The 20,437-nt window shown below is 69.1% G+C and carries 18 protein-coding genes and 1 pseudogene; 12 read left to right on the top strand and 7 right to left on the bottom strand.

Annotated elements, in window-relative coordinates; translation table 11 throughout:
* The first annotated feature begins 112 nt into the window (after nucleotides 1-112).
* The 4 genes from ACZ69Q_RS11195 (at nucleotide 113) to ACZ69Q_RS11180 (ending at nucleotide 3,186) form a co-directional block, all read left to right on the top strand.
* A complete protein-coding gene (locus tag ACZ69Q_RS11195; protein WP_471039793.1) occupies nucleotides 113-301 on the top strand; it encodes a hypothetical protein in 189 nt (62 codons plus the stop codon).
* Nucleotides 302-369: 68 nt separating this feature from the next.
* Nucleotides 370-660: a hypothetical protein gene (locus ACZ69Q_RS11190; RefSeq protein ID WP_471039790.1), complete on the top strand. Its 291-nt coding sequence runs from the start codon at nucleotides 370-372 to the stop codon at nucleotides 658-660.
* 289 nt (nucleotides 661-949) lie between these two features.
* Complete coding sequence (locus ACZ69Q_RS11185) at nucleotides 950-1,684, top strand: dienelactone hydrolase family protein (RefSeq protein ID WP_471039787.1); 735 nt, start codon at nucleotides 950-952, stop codon at nucleotides 1,682-1,684.
* A gap of 626 nt (nucleotides 1,685-2,310) precedes the next feature.
* A complete protein-coding gene (locus ACZ69Q_RS11180) occupies nucleotides 2,311-3,186 on the top strand; it encodes an aminoglycoside phosphotransferase family protein (protein ID WP_471039784.1) in 876 nt (291 codons plus the stop codon).
* 661 nt (nucleotides 3,187-3,847) lie between these two features.
* Here the strand turns inward: ACZ69Q_RS11180 and ACZ69Q_RS11175 are convergent.
* Nucleotides 3,848-4,255 (bottom strand): DUF3592 domain-containing protein, encoded by a 408-nt coding sequence (locus ACZ69Q_RS11175; RefSeq protein WP_471039781.1) that lies wholly within the window; start codon nucleotides 4,253-4,255, stop codon nucleotides 3,848-3,850.
* A gap of 68 nt (nucleotides 4,256-4,323) precedes the next feature.
* Between ACZ69Q_RS11175 and ACZ69Q_RS11170 the strand changes: the two are divergent.
* Nucleotides 4,324-5,176 (top strand): annotated as a pseudogene (locus ACZ69Q_RS11170) (IS5 family transposase).
* A 16-nt stretch (nucleotides 5,177-5,192) separates the two neighbouring features.
* Here the strand turns inward: ACZ69Q_RS11170 and ACZ69Q_RS11165 are convergent.
* The 4 genes from ACZ69Q_RS11165 to ACZ69Q_RS11150 all read right to left on the bottom strand — a co-directional run bounded on the left by ACZ69Q_RS11165 (nucleotide 5,193) and on the right by ACZ69Q_RS11150 (nucleotide 9,254).
* Nucleotides 5,193-6,908: a sensor histidine kinase gene (locus ACZ69Q_RS11165; RefSeq protein WP_471039778.1), complete on the bottom strand. Its 1,716-nt coding sequence runs from the start codon at nucleotides 6,906-6,908 to the stop codon at nucleotides 5,193-5,195.
* Nucleotides 6,909-7,073: 165 nt separating this feature from the next.
* Nucleotides 7,074-8,102 (bottom strand): type I glyceraldehyde-3-phosphate dehydrogenase, encoded by a 1,029-nt coding sequence (gene gap, locus ACZ69Q_RS11160; protein ID WP_471039775.1) that lies wholly within the window; start codon nucleotides 8,100-8,102, stop codon nucleotides 7,074-7,076.
* A gap of 126 nt (nucleotides 8,103-8,228) precedes the next feature.
* Entirely contained in the window at nucleotides 8,229-8,918 is a 690-nt protein-coding gene (locus tag ACZ69Q_RS11155; RefSeq protein WP_471039772.1) for a response regulator, read from the bottom strand.
* Nucleotides 8,919-9,047: 129 nt separating this feature from the next.
* Complete coding sequence (locus tag ACZ69Q_RS11150) at nucleotides 9,048-9,254, bottom strand: hypothetical protein (RefSeq protein ID WP_471039769.1); 207 nt, start codon at nucleotides 9,252-9,254, stop codon at nucleotides 9,048-9,050.
* 488 nt (nucleotides 9,255-9,742) lie between these two features.
* Here ACZ69Q_RS11150 and adhP point away from each other — a divergent pair, with 488 nt between their 5' ends.
* From adhP to ACZ69Q_RS11115, 7 genes are all read left to right on the top strand, one after another.
* Nucleotides 9,743-10,753: an alcohol dehydrogenase AdhP gene (gene adhP, locus ACZ69Q_RS11145; protein ID WP_471039766.1), complete on the top strand. Its 1,011-nt coding sequence runs from the start codon at nucleotides 9,743-9,745 to the stop codon at nucleotides 10,751-10,753.
* Nucleotides 10,754-10,794: 41 nt separating this feature from the next.
* Entirely contained in the window at nucleotides 10,795-13,479 is a 2,685-nt protein-coding gene (ppdK, locus tag ACZ69Q_RS11140; RefSeq protein WP_471039764.1) for a pyruvate, phosphate dikinase, read from the top strand.
* A 61-nt stretch (nucleotides 13,480-13,540) separates the two neighbouring features.
* A complete protein-coding gene (locus ACZ69Q_RS11135; protein WP_471039761.1) occupies nucleotides 13,541-13,927 on the top strand; it encodes a hypothetical protein in 387 nt (128 codons plus the stop codon).
* A gap of 240 nt (nucleotides 13,928-14,167) precedes the next feature.
* A complete protein-coding gene (adhE, locus tag ACZ69Q_RS11130) occupies nucleotides 14,168-16,861 on the top strand; it encodes a bifunctional acetaldehyde-CoA/alcohol dehydrogenase (protein WP_471039759.1) in 2,694 nt (897 codons plus the stop codon).
* Nucleotides 16,862-16,994: 133 nt separating this feature from the next.
* Nucleotides 16,995-17,486, top strand: a complete 492-nt coding sequence (locus ACZ69Q_RS11125) for a pyridoxamine 5'-phosphate oxidase family protein (protein WP_471039756.1) — start codon at nucleotides 16,995-16,997, stop codon at nucleotides 17,484-17,486.
* 63 nt (nucleotides 17,487-17,549) lie between these two features.
* Complete coding sequence (locus ACZ69Q_RS11120; protein WP_471039753.1) at nucleotides 17,550-18,212, top strand: DUF4389 domain-containing protein; 663 nt, start codon at nucleotides 17,550-17,552, stop codon at nucleotides 18,210-18,212.
* Nucleotides 18,213-18,593: a hypothetical protein gene (locus ACZ69Q_RS11115; RefSeq protein ID WP_471039751.1), complete on the top strand. Its 381-nt coding sequence runs from the start codon at nucleotides 18,213-18,215 to the stop codon at nucleotides 18,591-18,593.
* An 18-nt stretch (nucleotides 18,594-18,611) separates the two neighbouring features.
* Here the strand turns inward: ACZ69Q_RS11115 and ACZ69Q_RS11110 are convergent, their stop codons facing one another.
* Together ACZ69Q_RS11110 and ACZ69Q_RS11105 are read right to left on the bottom strand one after the other, a co-directional pair.
* Complete coding sequence (locus ACZ69Q_RS11110; protein WP_471039747.1) at nucleotides 18,612-19,535, bottom strand: universal stress protein; 924 nt, start codon at nucleotides 19,533-19,535, stop codon at nucleotides 18,612-18,614.
* A 158-nt stretch (nucleotides 19,536-19,693) separates the two neighbouring features.
* Nucleotides 19,694-20,317 carry a hypothetical protein gene (locus tag ACZ69Q_RS11105; RefSeq protein WP_471039745.1) on the bottom strand — a complete coding sequence of 208 codons (624 nt, stop codon included), beginning with the start codon at nucleotides 20,315-20,317 and terminating at the stop codon, nucleotides 19,694-19,696.
* Nucleotides 20,318-20,437: the final 120 nt, after the last annotated feature.

Genomic DNA, 20,437 nt, shown 5'->3' with positions numbered 1-20,437 from the left:
CCCTTCGCTGGAGGCTTCACATGCCGCACGTCCTGCCCGAACCGGGACCCCTGTTCGGGCTCTCCGCCGACCGGATATGCCCCCAAATCGACGCTCAGGAAGGACATCAGCAGTGGAACGAGAGTGGGTCACCGGAGTCTGCCGGCTCGGCTGCGAGCGTGACGGCCTGCTGGTGATCTACCTCGGACCGGTCCAGTGGGACGACCAGCACGCTCCGTTCCTCGCGTGCGAGGACTGCCTGGCGCGCCTTCAACAGAGGGCCATGACGTACTTCCTGGCGCGGCGGCCGGCCATCGCCTGATCGACTTCCGCGCTCGGTCGTGCGGACGTACGGCCGAGGCGCGGCCCACTCCACTCTGGAGGCTTGCAATGCATCGCCCGATAGCCAGTCCCTTCCTGGGGCAGTACCTGCTCGTGCAGCCCGGTCACGCGGCCGGCGTCCAGATTCCCCAGGCACGGTATGAGGAGCCTGGCAGGGCCGTCGCCGAGGACCAGCCCGCCCCGGCCTGGCTGCACGACGCTGCCTCGCAAGCGTGGCGGATGACTGTTCCGACCACGGGCTCGCACGGTTTCCTCCTGGCCCGCGAGCCGTCACGCTACGGCTTCGTCAAAGCGTCGTGGGAGATCAACCTCGGTTGCGACTACGACTGCCTTCATTAGGCAAGTGGGTTGTCGGAATCAAGGTTGTCGGGCTGTTCCGAAGTCTCGAAGAGAGCCCGGGATCTTCTGGGGGTACTGGCGGCAGCTTTCGTCCGGTGGGCTATGCTGCGCGGCGATGACTACCGGGACGGCATTGCGCCACACACGGATTGGTGACCCGGTGCTCTTCTGAGCGCCGTACGGGCCGGTGAGGGCCCGCTGTTCGATCGAGGATGTTGCGCTGCTGCGCGGGCTCCGCCTCTGTCGTGTTGATCACAGGCTCAACACATCAACCACGACAGGAGAATTCATGCCCACCAAGACGCTGCACATTCCCACCGCGGACGGCCAGGCCGACGCTTTCGCCGCCTTCCCCGACGGTGGTGAGCGGCACCCAGGGGTGCTGATGTACGCGGACGGCTTCGGCATCCGGCCCGTGCTGCGGGAGATGGCCCGCGAACTGGCGGGGCACGGGTACTACGTGCTCGTCCCCAACTTCTTCTACCGCCACGGCCCGGCACCGGTGATCGAACTTCCCGAGCACATCGGAGAAGAGGTCCGGGCCGCGGTCTTCGCCCATCTGATGCCCTTGATCGAGGCGCACACCGCCGAACGTGTCCTGAGCGACGCCGACGCGTACCTCAGGTTCCTCACCACCCAACCCGAGGTCGGCGCCGGACCGGTCGCGGTGACCGGCTATTGCATAGGCGGCCTCCTGGCGATGCGCACTGCTGCGGCCCACCCTGGCCAGGTGGCCGCCGTCGCCGGATTCCACGGCCCCGTGGGCGCCGACGGGTCCGACAGCCTCGCCAAGCTGACCGCCCAGGTCTACCTTGGCCACGCCGAAGGCGACATGACGCCCGAGGCCCTCGACGAGCTCAACCAGGCCCTGGACGCCGCGGGGGTCGGCTACACCTCCGAGATCTACCCCGGCACCATCCACGGCTTCACCATGTCCGACACAGACGCCTTCAACCCCTCCGCGCTGCAGCGCCACTGGGACCGCCTGCTCCCCCTCCTCAACCGCACCCTGGTCAACCGCTGAGGCTCCGGCTCGGAACCAGGCCTTAAACACGGCTTGGAGTCCAAAGGGTTTTCGAAGTCGGCGTGAGGGCGGGCTGAGCCCGCCCTCACCGCTCTTCCTGAACGTCTCAACGACGCCGACCCGGCATCGCTGCAGGACGTCTGACGCGCCATTCGGCTGGGTCGATCAGTCTTTCTGTGTCGCGTACTTGGCAGGTCACGCGATCAGGTCGGGCGGCTCGGGCGGGTGATCGGTTCGCACGTCCGGCTGATCTCGACTCAGCGGCAGTCGCCGCTGCACCTACCGAGGAAAGGCCAGGGGCCGGCAGGCTGATCAGCACTGCCAGGATATAGAGTTCATGTGTCATCCACGTCCAGGGCGTCGACGGTATCGCGCCGTTCCATTGGCGGGTCGAGCTCAGGACGGCGTTTGCCGTCGGGCGGCGTCAGCAGCGTCCGCACTTGGCGTTCGCCGGCGCATCGGCGGCAGAGACCGAAGTGGAACGCCCTCGCCGCGAAGGACGACTAGCTTCGGCGGCTCCGCCTCCAACTGGCCAGCCGACCGCACTTGCCGAGCCCATTCGGTTTGGCATGGGTGCCAGAGAACTCCGATGCGGGTTCTCGACCGCAGGGATAGGTTCCAGGCTGATGATGCACGAAGACGAGATCAAGACCGATGTCCCGCTGGTGCGCAGGCTGCTGGCACAGCAGTTCCCCCAGTGGGCAGGGCTTCCCCTGATATCCGTAGACGCAGCGGGCACCAATAACGCGATCTACCGGCTCGGCGACGATATGGCGATTCGCCTGCCCCGTATCGAGGATGCCGTCGAGCAGGTGCAGTTCGAGCACCATTGGCTGCCGCGACTGACACCGTTCATGCCCGTCGCCGTGCCGGAGACGATCGCCTTGGGGCGGCCTGGCCAGGGCTATCCCTGGCCGTGGGCGGTCAACCGCTGGCTTGACGGCGAGCATCCGGCAGACGGAGACAGGAACAGGCACGGATTCGCCATGGATCTAGGTAGGTTTGTCGCGGCTCTGCGCACGACTGACGCTACGGGAGCGCGACTGGGCTACCGGGGAGGATCGTTGCGAGCCCGCGATGCCTACGTTCGGGAGTGGACGGCCAAGGCAGCAGATCTTATCGACGCTCGCGCTGTGCTTGCCGCCTGGGAGCATGCCCTCGCCCAGCCCGAGTGGGATGGTCCGCAGGTTTGGACGCACGGCGACCTCATTGCCGGCAACGTGCTGATCCGCGACGGGCGACTCGGCGCAGTGATCGATTTCGGCGCGGCCGGCGCAGGCGACCCCGCCTGCGATGCGCTCCCCGCATGGACACTGTTCAATGCCGAGACGCGGCCGACCTTCCGACAGGCGGTCGGCTTCGACGACGCGACATGGGCCCGGGGACGAGGCTGGGCCCTGACATTCGTCGGTGGGATCACGTACTACCGCCAGACCAACCCTGCCATGGCCGAGCTTGGGCGACGCACCATCGCTGAAGTACTTGCACAACCTGCCCTGTGAGGGCCGTCATCAGTGACGAGATGGCCAACGACTGCTTGCATCACGCCGTCGTTGTCTCCGCCACCCGCACGGGTGAACTTCGGCGAGGCAACGCGCCGCTCGGTAATCGAGACACATCCGCAGCACACCGGCAAGAGGGTGCGGAACGGAGCTCCCTTGGCAGCGAGACACCTGGGAAAGTGGACAGGGCTTTCGCCGCGTTAACCCAGAAGTCGCCGATGGCGCTGGCGGCGCGGGTCAGTCCGAGCAGCGCGGCGAAGGTGCCGGAGCGGTGCACGACGGTGTCTCTCCTGATCTGGTTTGAGGGGTGAGGGAGCGGGCGGCCGCCTGTTTGCTGATGCGCCGCCGCCCGAAAGGCTCCGGTCCGGCCCGCATCGCCGGGACGGAACTGCTCTAGAACGGGGGTTCGTCCGGCCAGGGGTCGCGGACCGGAAGGAGCCGAAGGGTCCGTGTCGGTCGGTCCCAGCACCAGCACAGCTCGCCGCCCGGGTACGGCCCTTCAGACCACCAGCCGCCTTCGCCGTTGCAGTCGGGGCAGTTCGGGCGGGCCCTAGGAGCTGTCGTCAAAGTGTCAGGCCAACACGACCAAGGGGGGCGATGTCAGCCTGATCGAGAACCTGTTCCTAGGCCCGTGTCGGCGGCCAGGTGGTCCGGAAGATCGTCAGGTGAAGAGGTCCATGAACAGCCCCACAGCGAGGAAGGCCCCTCCGACCCCGCCCACCAGGCATGCGAACAGGCCAGGTTCGCCGTAGCCCTGCAGACGGGCACGTCGGGGCTCGGCTGGGTCGTACCGGACGCGTATCCGCGTTGGGTAGTCGATCGGATACAGCCGACCGACCTTGGATTCGACCCTGACCTCATCGCTGTCCGGAGGGGTGAAGGCGACCTCGGGATAGAAACGGGGGTCGCCGTCGCCGTTTGTGTCCTCCCGGACGTAGACGATCTCCGCCTCGATCCACTGCCCTCGGGTAAGGAGGCGGAAGTTGGTCCACGCCTTCACGAAGGCCCAACCCGAGAGCCCCGCCGACACAGGGATGAAGGACGCCATGACGATCTGGTCCAAGTTCACGCGGGCATGCTATAGCGCCCCTCGGACGCGACAGGCCGTACCGTCAGTACCGTCGGGCAAAACGCCTCGTGATTCGGGTGGTGGATCATGGTCGGGTGATACGTCGCCATGAACTGTCCGATGTGGAATGGGAGTTCGTCCGGCCACTGCTGCCGAAATCGTTGCAGGGCCGGAAGCGGCTGGACGACCGGACAATCCTCAACGGGATCGTGTGGAAGTTTCGGGCTGGGGTGGCCTGGCGAGACGTACCCGAGTGGTATGGGCCGTGGGCCACGCTGCACACTCGTTTCCGCCGGTGGGCCAAGGACGGCACGTTCACTCGGATGCCCCAGGCCGCACAGGCGAGGGCGGATGCGGCCGACGACATCGACTGGCTGGTGTCGGTCGACTCCACCATCGTGCGCGCCCACCAGCACACCGCCGGTGCCCGAAAAGGGGGCGCCGGCCCTTGGACGTTCACGCGGCGGTCTGACCAGCAAGATTCATCTGGCCTGCGATGCCTTCGGCCGCCCGCTCGCGCTCGTGGCAACGGGCGGAAACACCAACGACTGCACCCAGTTCACCACGGTCATGGAAGCGATCCGGGTGCCCCGCATCGGCCCGGGCCGGCCCCGGACCAGGCCGTCTCACGTCATCGGGGACAAGGGCTACAGCTCGAAGGCAATCCTCACCCGGCTGCGTCGGCGGGGCATCGCTCACACGATCCCCGAGCGGGCGGACCAGGTTCGCAACCGCCTCCGGCGTGGCAGCCGCGGTGGCCGGCCCCCAGCCTTCGACCAGCAGATCTACAAGCGGCGCAACGTGGTGGAACGATGCTTCAACCGGCTGAAGCAACGGCGCGGCATCGCCACCCGCTACGAGAAGACCGCCGAGTCCTACCAGGCAGCCGTCACCCTGGCATCCCTGCTGATGTGGGCGTGACATTTGACGACAGGACCTAGGCGCCCCCCGCCGGCACGCGCCAGACCAGTGTCGTCCCGCCGCTCTCGGGAGATCTGAACTCCAGCGTGCCGCCGAGCTGTTGGGCCCGCTCCGCCATGTTGCGCAGGCCGCTGCGCCGCCCGTCGGCCGGGATGCCCACGCCGCTGTCGGTGACGGTCAGCCGCACCTCACGGCCGTCGGTTTCCAGCAGGACCTCGGCCCGGTCGGCATGCGCGTGCCGGGCAACGTTCGTGAGTGCTTCGGAGAGTACGGCGACGACTTGGTCGGCGGTCTCCTTGGACACCTGAGTGTCCAGCAGCCCTTCCATGCGCAGGCTGGGTGCGAAGCCAAGGACCGGCGCCGCCTCGCCCACGACACGCACCACATGGGCCCGCAGATTCTGCCCCGCGGCGCCCTCCCGCGTACGGAGCCCGAAGATCGTCGAGCGGATGATCTTGATGGTTTCGTCAAGGTCCTCCACCGCGCGCACAACCCGCTCCGAGGCCTGTGGGTGCTCGATGAAACGCCCCGCGCTCTGCAGGGTCATTCCGGTCGCGAAGAGCCGCTGGATCGCCAGGTCGTGCAGGTCCCTGGCGATTCGGTCGCGGTCCTCCAGCAGCGCCATCTGCTCGGCGTCGTTGCGCCGGTCGGCGAGTTCCATCGCAACCGCCGCCTGGGCGGCGAAGGCCTGGAGCGGCTCGGTCTCCGTGTCCGAGTACACCGTGCTGCCGGCTTCACGGACCAGTAGCACCACGCCCCGCACCCCGTCGCCCTTGCCGATGGGCACCGCCACCGCCGGGCCGAGTCCGGTGAAGCGCTGCCGGCCGACCAGGAAGCGCTCGTCCTGCAGGACGTCCGCGCTCGTCACGGGTGAGCCGGCGGCGAAGGCCTCGCCCATGAGGCTGCCCTCAACCGGCAACACCAGCCCGCGGTGTGCTTCGGCGTCCTGGCCCGTGGCCAGCTCCACGGTGAGCGTTTCGGTGTCTTTCACCGGCACACCGACCACGGACAGGACCGCGCCTGCGATCTGCCTCGCCCTGTCGGCGACCAGGCTTAGCACCTCGCCGCGCGGGCTGCCGGACAGCAGGCTGCTGGTGATCTCCGCGCTCGCCCGCACCCAGCGCTCGCGCCGCTGGGCCTCTTCGTACAGGCGGGCGTTGTCGATCGCGACACCGGCCGCGACAGCCAGCGTCGACAGAACGGACTCGTCCTCTTCGTCGAACTGGGCGCCGCCCCGCTTCTCCGTCAGGTACAGGTTGCCGAATACCTGGTCGCGGACGCGGATCGGGACACCGAGGAAAGTATTCATCGGAGGATGGTTCGCAGGGAAACCGTACGACGACGAGTGTTCGGAGATCTTCGCGAGCCTGAGTGGCTCGGGGTTGCGGATCAGCTCACCGAGGATGCCATGGCCCTCCGGGTACGGCCCGATCTTCGCGATCTGCTCGTCGGTGACGCCCACCGTCAGGAACTCCGACAGCCGATTGCCGTCCGGCCCGATCACGCCCAGGGCCGCGTACTGGGCCTCCACCAGTACCGCGGCTGCCTCTACGATGCTCCGCAGCGCCTGCTCCAGGTCCAGCTCGCGGCCGACCGAGAGCACCGCCTCCAGCAGGCTGTGGACCCGGTTCTGCGTTCCCCGCGCCGCGTCCAGGCGGGCCTGCAACTCTTCCAGCAGTTCGTCCAGCTTCAGCTGCGGCAGCCGCACGCGGCCGCTCTCCGAGCTTCCCACCCGCTGATTCCTCCAGGCATCCCCTGCCGAGCCGACGGCCGGTCGTCCGTTGGCCTGTCACCGTACCGTGACGGGATTTCGGAAGGAAAGGAAGTCGGCTCCAACGGCAGGGCGGTGGGGAAACCGCAGGTCTTGCGCAGGTGAGCGGCCCGTGTACGGCGCGGGTCAGATCTGCGGGAGTCGGGCGGCGATGTACTCGGTCAGGTCGAGGAGGCGATTGGTGTAGCCCCACTCGTTGTCATACCAGCCGAAGACCTTCACCAGTTCGCCGTGCACCTGCGTCAGCGGTGCGTCCAGGACACAGGACGCGGGGTCGCCGACGATGTCGCGGGAGACGATCGGGGCGTCGGAGACCCGCAGCACACCCTTCAACGGCCCGCCTGCGGCCTGCCGGAACGCGGCGTTGACCTCGTCCGCGGTCACCGGCCGGTCCAGAACCACGGTCAGGTCGGTCAGGGAGCCGTCCTCGACCGGGACGCGTACGGCGCTGCCGTCCAGGGTGCCGGCCAGTTCAGGCAGAACGAGGCCGACGGCGCGGGCGGCACCGGTGGAGGTAGGGATGATGTTGACGGCGGCGCTCCGGCCGCGACGCAGGTCCTTGTGGGGACCGTCGAGGACGACCTGGTCGTTGGTGTAGCCGTGGATGGTGGTCATCAGGCCCTTGACGAGTCCGAAGCTCTCGTGAAGAACCTTCACCATCGGCGCCACGCAGTTGGTGGTGCATGAGGCGTTGGAGACCACATGGTCGCGCTCCGGGTCGTATGTACCCTCGTTGACGCCCATCACGACGGTGGCGTCGACGTCCTTTCCGGGCACCGAGAGCAGTACCTTGCGCGCCCCGGCCTTCAGGTGCAGTCCGGCCTGTTCGCGGGTGCGGAAGCGGCCGGTGGACTCGATGACGATGTCGACTCCGAGGTCGCCCCAGGCCAGGGCGGCCGGGTCGCGCTCGGCAGTGACGGCGATGCGCTTCCCGTCGACGATGATCGAAGCATCGTCGTGCTCGACCGTGCGGCCGAGTCGGCCGTAGGTCGAGTCGTACGACAGGAGGTGCGCCAGCGCGGCCGGGGAGGTGATGTCGTTGACGGCGACCACCTCAACGGGTGTGCCGGCGCCGCTCTGCGCTTGCTCCAGTACGCAGCGCAGGTAGTTGCGTCCGATGCGGCCGAAGCCGTTGATGCCCACGCGCACGGTCATGTCCGTCGTCCTCCCGGTCGGTGTTCGTGGTGTGCGCTGCCAGCCTGTGGCCGCGGCTCCTGCCGGGACATGGGCCGTACGGGGGCGAGTCAGAGGACCTTCGGCCCCACGGCTCGCCGGCGGCTCTCAGTGCCCTTCCTGCCTGATCCGGTCCTGGGCCTGGGTGGCGATGACAGCGGCCTGGATGCGCCGCTCGACGCCGAGTTTGGCGAGCAGACGGGAGATGTGGTTCTTCACCGTCTTCTCGGCAAGGTAAAGGCGCTCGCCGATCTGACGGTTGGTCAGCCCCTCGCCGATGAGTGCCAGGATCTCCCGTTCACGATCCGTCAGACCGGGCAGCGCCTCGGGCTCCGGCTCCGGCTGCTCGCCCGCGCGCAGCCGGGCCATCAGCTTGGTGGTGGCGCTGGGGTCGAGCAGGGACTGGCCCGCGGCCACGGTGCGGACTGCCGACACCAGATCCGAGCCCTGGATCTGCTTCAGCACGTACCCGGAGGCGCCCGCCATGATCGAGTCCAGCAGGGCCTCCTCGTCATCGAAAGAGGTCAGCATCAGGCAGGCCAGTTCCGGAAGGCTCGAGCGCAGCTCCCGGCAGACCGTGACGCCGTCGCCGTCGGGCAGACGGACGTCGAGGACCGCGACCTGCGGACGCAGCGCCGGTACTCGGACCAGCGCCTGTTCGGCGGTGGCCGCCTCGCCGACCACGGTGATGTCCGGCTCGTCGTTCAGCAGGTCGTGCACCCCGCGCCGTACGACTTCGTGGTCGTCCAGTAGAAAGACCCGGATCGGATCGCCGCCGGCCAGTGCACTGTCCGCCATGTGTCGCTCCTGTTCTGTCACCTGCGTCGCCTGCTGCCCGGGTTGGGCCGAATGAGCGGCACGAGACCGCCATATGCCTCTGATCCTGCGCCTTCCGGGACCGATGGACCAGGGCCGACCGGCCCTGATTCACCTGAGCCGGACCTGGGCGAGGACCGCAAGGCCGGAGCCCGGGACCACCGGCCCCTGGAAGACGGACCCGAGTCGGCGGGAGCGGTGAGCTGCATTTCCATCGGCCTGGTGATCGGCACCACGGAGGTCTCCGAGGTAGCCGCCGAAGAACTGCTGGGCGAGGCGGAGACGGCCGAGATGCCGGTGCTCGACCCCCAACGCCATGGCTCCATCTCCGTTTCCCACTTGCCTCGGCCGATCGGGCGGCCTGCGGGCCGTGCACGCCTGGCAGTTGCCGCCGCCTTCGGCTCCCGCCCCGCCGGGGCATATCAGCGACACAGCCGGCGGACCGGAAGGCCGGGTAGAGCGGGATTGGACGAGCTGCTGCTGCCGTAGTGGCAGAAGTACCCGCAGGTGCCGGTCGCCGAGACACTCGACCTGGTCCACGCTTGCGGAGTCGTGTTGCGGGACGCTGCCCGAGCCGGGCCGGTCGTGGTCGACCGCACGCTGCACCACTCCGCGCGCCCTGCCCATCGGCCCGGTCGCCCATGCCGTGCTGCATCACGCAGCCGCCCCCGTCGCGGTCGTCCCACACGACTGAGGGCCGACCGGCCCACCGGTCGAGGACGTACGGGACCTGCCCACCACGTGAGGGCCCGTTCGAACCTGTAATCACAACCGCGCGGAAGTCTCCGACACAACCGGGAGCACCCATGAAGGCAGCAGTCGTCCACTCCTTCGGCGAACCGCTGGTGATCGAGGACCGGCCCGATCCCGATCCCGCTCCCGGCCAGGCGCGCATCCGCGTCGAAGCATCCGGGCTGTGCCACACCGACATCCACGCCGCCCACGGCGACTGGCCCGTCAAGCCGAACCCTCCCTTCGTCCCCGGCCACGAGGGCGTCGGCATCGTCGAGGCGCTCGGCGACGGCGTCACGCACCTGGCCGTCGGGCAGCGCGTCGCCGTACCGTGGCTCGGCTGGGCCTGCGGGCGCTGCGAGCACTGCCTGTCCGGCTGGGAGACACTGTGCGAGCAGCAGAAGAACACCGGCTACAGCGTCGACGGCGGCTATGCCGAGAAGATGCTGGCCTTCGCCGACTTCGCGCAGCCCGTGCCCGAGGGCATCGACCCGCGTGACGCCGCCCCGCTGACCTGCGCCGGTGTCACGACGTACAAGGCACTGAAGGTGGCCGGTGTGGGCCCGACGCAGCTCGTGGCGATCTCCGGGGTCGGCGGGCTGGGGCACCTCGCCGTGCAGTACGCCAAGATCGCCGGCGCCACCGTGGCCGCCATCGACGTCACGGACGACAAGCTCGAACTCGCCGCCGAACTCGGCGCCGACCTCGTCATCGACGCCCGCAAGCACGACCCCGCCGAGGTCCTCAAGCAGCATGGCGGCGCCCATGCCGCGATCGCACTGGCGGTCAACGAGCAGGCCTTCGCCGCCGTCAACAGCGGACTGCGCCGCGGCGGAAAGCTGGTCATGGTCGCCCTCCCGGCACACGGCACCATCCACGTCCCGATCTTCGACACCGTGCTCAACGGCACGTCCGTCATCGGCTCGATCGTCGGTACGCGTCAGGACCTCGCCGAGGTGTTCGAGCTGCACGCCGCCGGCCGCACCCGGGTGATCTACGAGACCCGACCGCTGGCCACCGTCAACGAGTGCATCACCGACGTCCTGGCAGGCCGGATCAAGGCACGCATCGTCTTCGAGATGTGACCCGGCTCCGGGCCGGCACGCGGAAGGAAGGGCACACCGCCATGACGAACCACGTGTACGACTTCACCGAGGGCGGCCGGGACATGGCCTACCTGCTCGGCGGCAAGGGAGCGAACCTGGCCGAGATGACCCGGCTGGGGCTGCCCGTACCGCCGGGGTTCACGATCACCGCAGAGGCCTGCCGGGCATTCCTGGCCACAGGAACCGAGCCCGAGGGCCTGGCCCGCGAGGTCTCCGCGCACCTGACCACCCTGGAGCGGGCCGCCGGACGGCGACTCGGTCAGCCGGACGATCCGTTGCTGCTGTCCGTCCGATCCGGGGCCCGCTTCTCCATGCCGGGCATGATGGAGACGGTCCTCGACATCGGCCTGAACGACGAGTCCGTTCTGGGCCTCGCCAAGGCCTCGGGGGACGAGCGCTTCGCCTGGGACTCCTATCGCCGTCTTTTGCAGATGTTCGGCAGTACTGTGATGGGCGTCGAGAGCGAACGGTTCGAGAGCGTCATGACCCGGCTGAGGGAGGCTCGCGGCGCGGCCGACGACCTTCATCTGGACGCCAACGATCTGGCCGCTCTCGTCGAGGCATACAAGGACGTGATCCACCAGGAGACCGGCGAATACTTCCCTCAAAACCCTGCCGAGCAGTTGCAACGGGCGATCCTGGCCGTCTTCGAGTCCTGGAACGGTGAACGCGCCCGGCTCTACCGTCGCCGCGAGGGCATCAGCGACGACCTCGGCACCGCGGTCAACGTGCAGAGGATGGTCTTCGGAAACCTCGGCCCCGGCTCCGGCAGCGGCGTCGCCTTCACCCGCGACCCGGCCACCGGCCACCGGGGCCTGTACGGCGACTACCTGCCCAACGCGCAGGGCGAGGACGTGGTCGCCGGTATCCGCAATACCGTCGGCCTGGACGAGCTCAGGCACCTGAACCCCGAGGCATACGTCCAACTGCACGACCACATGGGGCTGTTGGAGACCCACTACCGCGACCTGTGCGACATCGAGTTCACCGTCGAGCGCGGCATGCTGTGGATGCTGCAGACCCGGGTCGGCAAGCGCACCGCCGAGGCGGCGTTCACGATCGCCGCCGAGCTGGTGGACGAGGAGCTCATCACCCCCGACGAAGGGCTCGCCCGGGTGAGCGGGGACGGACTGGCGCGGTTGATGTTCCCTCGCTTCGACACCGACGCGGTCGGCTCGGCGCTCGCGCACGGCCTTCCGGCATCCCCCGGCGCGGCCGTCGGGGCCGTGGTCTTCGACTCGGCCGAGGCAGTACGCCGCGCCGAGGCCGGCGAGAAGGTGATCCTCGTACGCCAGGAGACCACCCCCGATGACCTTCCCGGGATGGTCGCTGCCCAAGCCGTGCTGACCAGCCGCGGTGGCAAGACCAGTCACGCGGCCGTGGTCGCCCGTGGCATGGGCAAGGTATGTGTGTGCGGCGCCGAGGAACTGGCCGTGGACATGCAGGCCCGGCGTTTCACTGCGGACGGCACCACGGTCGAGGAAGGCACGGTCATCTCCGTCGATGGCTCCGAAGGCGCCGTGTACCTCGGGGCCGCGCCCTTGGTCGACTCCTCGGTGATGCGGTACTTCGAGACCGGTGCACGGTCCGCGGGCCTGGTCGACGCGGTGGCTCGCGCTCTCGAACGGGCCGACGGTGTACGGCGATTGGGGGTGCGGGCCAACGCCGACACTCCCGAGGACGCCGCCCGCGCCCGTCGGTTCGGCGCCGAGGGCATCGGGCTGTGCCGCACCGAGCACATGTTCCTCGGCGAGCGCCGTCGGCTGGTCGAGGCGATGATCCTGGCCCGCTCGGAGAACGAGCGCGAACGCGCGCTGGGCGCCCTGCTCCCGCTGCAGCGGCAGGACTTCGTCGGCATCCTGGAAGCGATGGACGGTCTGCCGGTCACCATCCGCCTCCTCGACCCTCCGCTGCACGAATTCCTGCCCGACCGCACCGAACTGGCCGTACGCGTCGCCACTGCCGAGGCCCGCGGAAACCCGCCGGACGCGCACGACGCCGAACTGCTCGACGCGGTCAACCGCATGCACGAGGAGAACCCCATGCTCGGGTTGCGCGGGGTACGTCTGGGCCTGGTGGCGCCGGGCCTGGTCGCCATGCAGGTGCGAGCCGTCGCCGAGGCAGTCGCGGAACGCAAGCGGGCCGGCGGTGACCCGCGGGCGGAGATCATGGTTCCGCTGATCGACACGGTCGAGGAACTGCGGCTCGTACGCGAGGAGGTCGAGCAGGTACTGGCCGAGGTCGCCGCGTCCTCCGGCATCGCCGTCGACTGCCCGGTCGGCACGATGATCGAGTTGCCCCGGGCCGCGCTGACGGCGGGTTCGATCGCGCGGGAAGCGGAGTTCTTCTCCTTCGGCACCAACGACCTCACCCAGACCACCTGGGGATTCTCCCGCGACGACGTGGAGGCGGCGTTCTTCTCCGCCTACCTCGACAAAGGCATCTTCAAGGTGTCCCCGTTCGAGACGCTCGACCGCGAGGGCGTGGGCCGCCTGGTCGAGATCGCCGTCGCCGAGGGGCGTGCCGCACGACCCGACCTGAAGATCGGCGTCTGCGGCGAGCACGGCGGCGACCCCGCCTCGGTCCACTTCTTCCACACCGCGGGCCTCGACTACGTCTCCTGCTCTCCGTTCCGCGTCCCGGTCGCCCGGCTTGAGGCGGGGCGGGCCGTGATCGACGGGACTCGACCGAGCGACACCAGGTGAGCGATCGGCCGGGAGACGACGGCAGCGGCAACCCACTCGACTCAGGAAAGGGGTCGATCGCATGACCCGAACGGAAACCGGTGCTCACGACACCGACGGCGTGCTGGTGCGCGCGAGGAGCGGCGACGTGAGCGCGGAGATCCTCGCCTACGCACGGGACCGGATCCAGGCCGTCGCCGAGCGTCCGGGACGGCCCGCGCTCACCGGCGAGGTCAGGATCGCCCGGGCGACGGCGCACCCCGCCGAGAAGCCGTGGACCGCGGTGGCCGAGGTCCGGGCAGGGCATGCCCTGGTGGTCGTCCACGCGCGCGAGGCCACAGGCCGGGAACTGGCCGATCGGCTGAGGGACCGGCTGCGCGACCAGTTGGAACAGGCCGTCCGGGGCAGCGCCGACCGCAGGGCGGTAGCACCGCGATGGCGCGGCGGCCACACGGTCGGGCGGGCCTGAGCGGCACCCCGGTCCATGGAAATCGTTCAAGGACGTGGCACGGCTGCTGGAGTGAGGGAGAGACATCGCATCGGCCCTTCAGCCCGCCCCGACCCGGGCCAACCGGCCCTGCACCTGAGTCCATTGGGCTCTGGGGGACACAACCCCGGCCGCGAAATGGTGTCTGTGGGAGCGGTTCCGATCCCCCGGGCCGCTCCTCACCCGTGCTGTGCAACTCGACGACGGAGAGGCGTACTCACCATGAACGGACACTGCGACCGCGACCCATCCACCGCCCTCGGCTCGGGGCCTTCCGAGACCGTCATCGTCGTGGACCGGCTGGTCACCAATGGCCTCAAGGCTCTCGCCGACTACGAGTCGCTGGACCAGCAGCAGATCGACCACATCGTGAAGAAGGCATCGGTCGCCGCCCTGGACCGGCACACCGAGCTGGCCCTGCTCGCGGTGGAGGAGACCGGGCGCGGCCTCTTCGAGGACAAGGCCGCCAAGAACATGTTCGCGTGCGAGCACGTCACGCACAGCATGGGCAGGATGAAGACGGTCGGCGTGATCGCCCGCGACGACATCGAGGACATGATCGAGATCGCCGAGCCCGTCGGTGTGGTGTGCGCGGTCACCCCGGTCACCAACCCGACCTCAACCACGATCTTCAAGGCCCTGATGGCGCTGAAGACCCGCAACCCGGTCGTGTTCGCCTTCCATCCCTCCGCCCAGCGCTGCAGCGCGGAGGCGGCGCGCATCGTACGCGACGCGGCCGTGGCGGCCGGAGCACCCGAGCACTGCGTCCAGTGGATCGAGCGGCCCTCCATCGAGGCCACCCGCACCCTCATGCACCACCCCGGCGTCTCCCTGATCCTCGCCACCGGCGGAAACGTCATGGTCAAGGCCGCCTACTCGGTCGGTAAACCCGCGCTCGGCGTCGGCGCCGGCAACGTCCCCGCCTATCTGCACAAGAGCGCCGACCTGCGCCGGGCCGTCAACGACCTGGTGCTGTCGAAGTCGTTCGACAACGGCATGATCTGCGCCTCCGAGCAGGCCGTCATCCTGGACAGCGAGATCTACGACGCGGCCGTCGCCGAGTTCCGCACCCTGCACGCCCACCTGGCCACCGCGGACGAGAAGGCGAAGCTGGAGGGGTTCCTCTTCCCCGTCGACGCCTCCAACAAGGGCTGCGAGCCCAAGGTCAACGCCGCGGCCGTGGGGCGGAGCCCGGCGTGGATCGCCGAGAAGGCCGGTTTCACCGTGCCTGCCGACACCTCCGTCATCCTCGTCGAGGCCGCCCGCGTCGGCCCGGACGAGCCCCTCACCCGCGAGAAGCTGTGCCCGGTGCTCACCGTGCTGCGCGCCGACTCGGAGCGGGAGGGCTTCGACCTGGCCGCTGCCATGGTCGCCTTCCACGGCCAGGGGCACAGCGCCGTCATCCACACCGGAGAGCGGGCGCTCGCCGAGGCATACGGACAGCGGATGAAGACGGTGCGGGTCATCGTCAACGCCCCGTCCTCCCAGGGCGCCATCGGCGGCATCTACAACAGCCTGCTGCCCTCGCTCACCCTGGGCTGCGGATCCTGGGGCAGTACCTCGGTCTCCAACAACGTCTCGGCGGCGAACCTGCTGAACATCAAGCGAGTCGGCACCCGTCACAACAACCTGCAGTGGTTCAAGGTCCCACCGAAGATCTACTTCGAGCCGCAGGCGATCCGGTATCTGCAGTCCATGCCCGACGTTCACCGCGTGACCGTCGTCACCGACGCGGTCATGACCCGCCTCGGCTTCGTCGACCGCGTCCGCAGGGTCCTCCAGCGCCGCCCTGAGCCGGTGACCCTGCAGATCATCGACAACGTCCTGCCCGAGCCGAGCATCGACTCCGTGCAGCACGGCGCCGACCTGATGCGCGAGTTCCGCCCGGACACCATCATCGCGCTGGGCGGCGGGTCGCCGATGGACGCGGCCAAGGTGATGTGGCTGCTGTACGAGCAGCCGGACATCGACTTCGCCGACATGCGGCAGAAGTTCTCCGACATCCGCAAGCGGGCCTTCCGCTTCCCCGTGCTCGGCTCGCGCGCCCGCCTGGTGTGCATCCCCACCACCTCCGGCACCGGCGCGGAGGTCACCCCGTTCGCCGTCATATCCGACCCGGCGACCGGCAGGAAGTACCCCCTGGCCGACTACGCGCTCACACCCAGCGTGGCCATCGTCGACCCGCTGCTCGCCGCCGACCTGCCCCCGGCCCTGGCCGCCGACAGCGGCTTCGACGCCCTCACCCACGCCATCGAGGCGTACGTGTCCGTCTACGCCAACGACTTCACCGACGGCCTCGCCCTGCACGCCATCCGGCTCATCTTCGACAACCTCGAAGCGGCCGTGAACAACCGGGCGGACAGCCCCGTGGCGCGCGAGAAGATGCACAACGCGGGCACCATCGCCGGCATGGCCTTCGGCAACGCCTTCCTCGGCATCGTCCACGCCATGTCCCACACCCTCGGCGCCACCTTCCACCTCGCGCACGGGCGCACGAACGCGGTCCTGCTTCCCCACGTCATCCGCTACAACGGCACGATCCCAACGAAGCTCACAGGCTGGCCCAAATACGAGCACTACCGCGCGCACGAACGCTTCCAGGACATCGCCCGCACCCTCGGGCTGCCCGCCGCCACCCCGGCGCAGGGCGTCGAGTCCCTCGCGGCCGCGGTGGGGCGGCTGCGCGACGCGGTCGGCATCGAGCCGTCCTTCCAGGCCCTGGGCGTGGACGAGCGGACCTTCATCGCCGCCCTTCCCCGGCAGGCCCTGAACGCCTACGAGGACCAGTGCGCACCGGCCAACCCGCGCATGCCCATGCTCGACGACATGCAGCAGCTCATGCGAGCGGCCTACTACGGGAAGGCGGACTCCACCGCCCATGTAGCACAGGAAGACGACGTGCACGGAGCCGAATAGGCCGGTCAGTACGGCAGAAGGGGCCGAACGGCCCTGGCACGACACGATCAGTCGCCGTTCCATGAAGGTCTGAGCGCACCTGCGCGCTCCCCGGGGCACCCGACGACCAGCGATCAATCCGACGGAACACACCATGGCAACCAACAATGGCCGGGCAACCGAAGCCGGCCCGCGCGACAGCGTCGAAGTCGACGCCGCCGAGGCAATGCGTCTGCTGGGCAGCGTGTCCCTGGGCAGGATCGTCTTCACCCGGCACGCACTGCCGACCGTCCGACCGGTCAACCACATCCTGGTCGACGGTGACATCGTGATCCGCACCCATGAGGCAGCGGCCCTGACCGCGCACACGCTCGGAGCCGACAGCGAGGGGGTCGTCGTCGCCTACCAGGCCGACGCCATCGACCCGGACACCCACGTCGGCTGGAGCGTCGTGGCCACTGGCTACGCCCGTCTGGTCACCGACCCTCGCGAGCTGGCCCGCTATCAGGCACTGCTGCATCCCTGGGTGCAGCAAACGATGGACTACGCGGTCCGTATCCACCCGGACCTGGTCTCGGGCATCCGCCTGACCGCAGCATGGGAGGGCCCGACGGTCCTGCTGGACGACCCCACTCGGCCCTCGTGACAGCCGCCGACGGCGCACACACTGGCCTTGAAGACCCTCGGCAGGCCGAGGAGCTGATAGCCCATGGCAACCCTGCTGGAATTCCCCGACCGCCCCGTCCGGCTGAACGCGGTGCTCGACGCGCCGCTGTCCCGCTGGCTGTGGCTGGTGAAGTGGATCCTGGTCGTCCCGCACCTCGTGGTGCTGTTCTTCCTATGGATCGCCTTCGCCGGCGTCAGCGTGATCGCATTCTTCGCGATCCTGTTCACCGAGCGCTATCCGCGCCCGCTGTTCGACTTCAATCTGGGTGTGCTGCGCTGGAGCTGGCGAGTCGCGTATTACTCGTACAGTGCTCTGGGCACGGACCGATATCCGCCGTTCAGCCTGGGTGAGGAGCCCGAGTACCCCACACGGCTGGACGTCGCCTACCCCGAGCGCCTGTCCCGAGGCCTGGTGCTGGTGAAGTGGTGGCTCCTTGCCATCCCCCACTACCTCGTCATCGGGTTCTTCGTCGGGGGTGTCCGCTTCGGCTGGTGGACGGGCGGACTCGTGGGCGTCCTGACGGTGATCGCAGCCGTGATCATGGCGTTCACGGAGAAGTACCCGAAGGATCTGTTCGACCTGATCCTCGGTCTCAACCGCTGGTGTCTGCGAGTGGTGGCATACGCCGCCCTGATGACGGACGTATACCCGCCGTTCCGTCTCGACATGGGAGGCGTGGAACCTGCCGCCCGGGAGGAGACGTAGATGACCACGTTCCTCGTCGCGGCGTTTCTGGTCGTGCACGGTCTGCTGCATCCCGGTGTGTGGACGGCTCCGGTCCAGCCCGACAAGCCGGCCCCGTTCGATCCCGGCCACTCGTGGGTCCTGTCCGCGGCCGGTGTCGCTGCCGCCCCGACGAGGGCCGCGGCGCTGGCCCTCGCCTGGTACACCGCACTGCTGTACATCGTCGCCGGCGCCGGTACGGCGGCAGCCGCCGGCTGGTGGCCCACCGCGGCCGTCGTCGCGGCCGCGAGCGGGCTCGCCCTCAAGGCGGTCTGGTTCGACCCGTGGCTCACGGTCGGGATGCTCCTGGACACGGGCGTCATCGTCGCCGTGGCCTCTTCATGGCCTGCGTCCCTCTATTGAGAGCCACCGTGTCGAAGGTCAGTCGTGCGGGACCACCGCGACCGGCGCCGCGGCGTGGTGCAGGAGGGCGTGGGTCACAGGCCCGATGTGGCTGCCGACCGGTGTGTGACGGGTTCGGCGGCCCACGACCACCAGCTCCGCGTCTCGTGAGGCATCGACCAGGTGAGGGCCCGCGCCGCCGATCGTGGCCTGCTCGGTCACCGCGACCCCGGGGTACTTGTCCCGCCACGGTTGCAGCAACCCCGTCAGCCTGGCCCTGACCTGCGCGCCCAGTTGGACGTTGAGCTCGGGGTCCAGGCCGCCGCCGTAGCCGTAGTAGTACGGCGGCAGACTCCACCCGTGGACCACGCGCAGGTCGGCCAGGCGTCGGGCTGCGGACTCGAACGCGAACTCGATCACGGCGCCATGGGGGCTGTGCAGATCCAGGCCGAGTACCACATCGCGGTACGGCGTGGCCGTGGAGGCGGTCCCGGAGCTGTCCAGCACGTCTGCGTCCTCGCCGCTTTCACCGGCCCGGACGAGGACGACGGGCCGCTGGCTGCGGGCTACGACGGCGAGTGCGACCGAGCCGACCAGGAATCCGGTGACGCTGCCCAGCCCGCGGGACCCGAGCACCAGCAGCTCGGCGTCTTCAGCGGCGGCCAGCAGCGCGGGCACGGGCTGTTCGGCGATCTGGTCGGTGGTGATCCGCAGGTCCGGGTGACGCTGCGCGAGCCGGGCCTCGGCCTCGCGGGGTATGCGCTCGGCCCATTCACGCTGCGGGTCGGTTCCAGCGGGCGGCAGGGTCACCCCCACCAGCGGTGTGTAGGCGTAAGGCTGCCACTGCCAGGCGTGCAGCATGCGTAGGGGAAGGTCGCGGAGCAGGGCTTCACGTGCGGCCCAGTCGGCGGCGGCGAGGCTCGCCGGGGAGCCGTCGATGCCGACGGTGACGGTGCGGGGCATGGGTGGTCCTCCTTCGTGGATGCACCTTCAGTCTTCGAGCGGCATGTGCGCGTCAGCAGGGGCCGCTGGTCCCTGACCGGGACCGATGGTCCCCAGGCAGCAGCAGCGGGGCACCACCGCGCAGTTGCGGTGGCGCCCCGGTTCGCCTGCCGGCATGTTCAGAGCAGCCAGCGGTTGCGGTCGACGAACGGCAGCTTCGCCCACGCCCTGCCCAGGCCCCATGTGGCACCGGCGCCCGCGGCCGCGAGGGCGATCAGGACGACGGCGTAGATGAGGTGGTAGTCGGCGAAGGGGTTGGTGGACATGCTCGGCGAACCGTCCGACAGGTGCTTGGCGGGGGGCCACTCGGCGATCCACATCAGCGCCATCATGGCGGTGCCGGCGACCGCGGCGAGCCGCAGGCCGATGCCCGCGATCAGGGCGAGGCCGATACCGAGCAGGCCGAGCATGAACAGCCAGTCGGCCCAGGTGGCTCCGGCCCACTCGTGGAACATGGACTCCATCGGGCCCACCGCGACACCACTGAGGAAACCCTTGGTCGGCGAGCCGCCGTCGATCCAGCCCTTGCCGGACTGCGTGGCGTAGCCGAAGCCGAACGTCTTGTCGAGGAAGGCCCACAGGAAGACGAACCCGGTCAGCAGGCGCAGGCCGGCGAAGACGTACGAGCCCACCGCCGCGGCGGACGCGGTCGCGGCTTCGCCGGGCACGGAAGCGGAGCGGCTCCTGCGCAGCGACGGGAAGTGGAACCCCGTGTGCCGTTGGGGGTGTTCGTGGACTGCCATGGTGTCATCCCCTCCAGGGGTGATTGCGCGGAGTCTGGTTGGCTCTCGTTGCGCTTTCAATGTCCCGCTTCGGCGAGAGAGGTTGGAGGGTCCGTGGGGCCCGCGTGACGGGGCCGAACG

The sequence above is a fragment of the Streptomyces sp. NPDC036764 genome, from assembly GCF_055609385.1.
The sequence above is the reverse complement of the archived record's forward strand: the minus strand, read 5'-3'. Positions and strand labels throughout refer to the sequence as shown.